The following is a 2,680-nucleotide window of genomic DNA, read 5'->3' as shown; positions in this document are numbered from 1 at the left end:
GATCTTGCGCAGCGCCTGGCTCATGAGCCGGGCCTGGAGGCCGACGTGGCTGTCGCCCATCTCGCCCTCGATCTCGGCGCGCGGGACGAGTGCCGCGACCGAGTCGATGACGAGGATGTCGAGCGCGCCGGAGCGGATCAGCATGTCCGCGATCTCCAGCGCCTGCTCGCCGGTGTCCGGCTGGGACACCAGCAGCGCGTCGGTGTCGACGCCGAGGTTCTTCGCGTACTCGGGGTCGAGCGCGTGCTCGGCGTCGATGAACGCCGCGATGCCGCCTGCCTTCTGCGCGTTGGCGACCGCGTGCAGGGCGAGCGACGTCTTACCGGACGACTCCGGGCCGTAGATCTCCACGACCCGCCCGCGCGGCAGGCCACCGATGCCGAGCGCGACGTCCAGCGCGATGGACCCGGTCGGGATGACCTCGATCGGCGGACGGCTCTCGTCGCCGAGGCGCATCACCGATCCCTTGCCGAAGTTCTTGTCGATCTGGGCGAGGGCCAGTTCCAACGCCTTCGAGCGATCGGGGGCTGCTGGTGCCATCTGAGTTCCACCTTGACTGTTCTTGGGCCGCTTTGCACTCACGCCGGCGACGTTAGCGGCAAGCACCGACAATTCCGGTCCGGGTGGGCCGGCCTGTGGACAACTCACCCTGCTGTGGACAGGCACCCTACCCGAACGGGTGTTCGATCTTTACCGCGACACGCCGTCCAAACTACCGCCGCTCGGGTGGCACTTCGAACGCGTCGCACACCGCACGCCAGATCTCCTTCGGTTGGAGCCCGGCCTCCAGGGCCTGGTCCACCGTGCGGCCGCCGAGGGAGCTGAAGACGTGGTCGCGTGCCAGCATGTCGGCCCGGACCTCGCCGAACTCCTGTGCCATGAGCTTGCGGAACACCGTGATACGCATCGGTCACCAGCCTACGAGCCGGTCGGGATCTGGGAGAATCCGGCCATGGCAAGCTTCGAACCGAATGGCCTCGAGATGGTGCTGCTGGACATCGCCGTCATCGCCGGCCTGGTCGCGTCGATCGTGGTCGGCGTGATCGCACTGCGGAACCGGCGCCGCTAGGTGCCGGGCTGGACGTGCTCGGCGAAGAAGTCGCCGAGGGTGTCCGGCGTGAAGTCGTCCGCGGCACGCAGCTCGGTCCTGGTCAGCCAGCCGACCAGCGGCCGGTCCTTGACGGTGAACACCAGCACGCCGGTGCCGCCGTTCACCCCCGCTCGCCAGCGCCCGTCCAGGCCGTTGCCCTTCCACTCGGCCTCGACGTGGTCGCCCTCGGTCATGTCGGCCAGCTCGGTGTTGGCGAGCTTCTGCGCGTCCTGCACGGACGCCACGTGGGCGTACATGACCTGGTAGCCGTCCTGCAGCGCGCACACGGCGTCCGCGTCGGTGTCCCGGTCGGCGACCTTGCAGTCACCGCTGTCGGCCACGGTGCCGGCGAGCTGGCGCAGGCACTCGGTGAAGCCCTCGCCGTCCTGGTCGCCCTTCTGCCGACAGCTCTCGGCGGTCGGCAGGTCGCTGCTGGGCCGCAGGAGGAACACGGCACCGACGGCGAGTACCGCGAGCACGACGACCGCGGCCACCCCGAGCAGCGCCTTGCGCCGGCCGGAACCCGGCCGCGCGACCGGCGGGGTCTGCGCGGGGAACGCCGTGCTCGGCGGTCCGAGCACCGGGTTGCCGATCGGGGGCGACGCCATCGGGTTCGGTCCGGAGGTCGGGCCGATCGCGGGCATGGGGTGCGGGCCGGCCAGCGACGGCACCGGACCGGGCTGCGGTGGCATCGGCCCGGGCTGCGGCAGCGGGCCAGAGACCGGAGCGCCCCCTGTTCGGGGCACCTGCGGGCGGAACCCACCGGTGGGCGGTGCCTGCGCCGGCCCGATGTTGGCCGTCCGCAGGCTGACGCCCTCCGGCGTGATGTGGTGCGCGCCGAGCGCGACGGCCGTCTCGGGCTGGTCCAGACTCGACGGCACGACCTTGAGCTGCTCCGCGATGAGCGTCGCGATCAGCGGGATCCGGGACGACCCGCCGACGAGGTAGATGCCGACGAGCCGGTCCGGCATCATGCCCGTGGACCGGATGGTGCCGGCGAGGAGCTCGACGCTGCGCAGCAGGCTCGGCCGGATCAACGCCTCCAGCTCCACCCGCGTCACCAGCACGTCCTCGAACGGTTCCGGCAGCGGCACCTCGGTCTGCGGGTGCCGGGAGAGGGCCTCCTTGGCGGCCTTGACGTCCTCGGCCATGGCGCGCCGGGCGCGGCGGTCCCCGGTGGACTCGGGCCGCAGGATGTGCTGCCAACGGCTGGGGTCGCGGATCGACACCTGCCGGCCGACGTGCTCCAGCAGCGCCTGGTCCACGTCCAGACCGCCCAGGTCGGGCAGCCCGGCCTCGGCGAGAACGGCGTACCCGGTCTGGGTGGCCGCCACGATCGCGACGTCGAAGGTGCCGGCGCCCAGGTCGTACACGGCCAGCGCCTGCCCGGGGAGGAGCTGCTGACCAGGGAACGAGGCGAAGTGGGCGGCCGCCGCGACGGGCTCCGGCACGAGGACGATGGTGGTGCCCATCCCGGCGAGCCGGGCGGCGGCGAGGAGGACGTTGCGGCGCACCGGCCCCCACTGGGCGGGGTGGGTCAGCCGGACCTCGTCGGGCGTGGCGCCGCCGAGCTGGCGGGACGTCTCGTCG

Annotated in this window: 2 protein-coding genes and 1 pseudogene; all 3 read right to left on the bottom strand. The window is 72.1% G+C overall.

The features are described 5' to 3' along the window. A pseudogene (locus tag ACJ73U_RS39220) lies at positions 1-540 on the bottom strand (hypothetical protein); the annotation flags it as partial. 172 nt (positions 541-712) lie between these two features. Then, a complete protein-coding gene (locus tag ACJ73U_RS39215) occupies positions 713-907 on the bottom strand; it encodes a DUF3046 domain-containing protein (protein WP_407782847.1) in 195 nt (64 codons plus the stop codon). Positions 908-1,065: 158 nt separating this feature from the next. Then, positions 1,066-2,680 (bottom strand): Hsp70 family protein (locus ACJ73U_RS39210; protein WP_407782846.1); only part of this gene is annotated, 1,615 nt, incomplete at its 5' end.

This window comes from Actinophytocola sp., from assembly GCF_045807065.1.
Classification (GTDB): Bacteria; Actinomycetota; Actinomycetes; order Mycobacteriales; family Pseudonocardiaceae; genus Actinophytocola.
The sequence above is the reverse complement of the archived record's forward strand: the minus strand, read 5'-3'. Positions and strand labels throughout refer to the sequence as shown.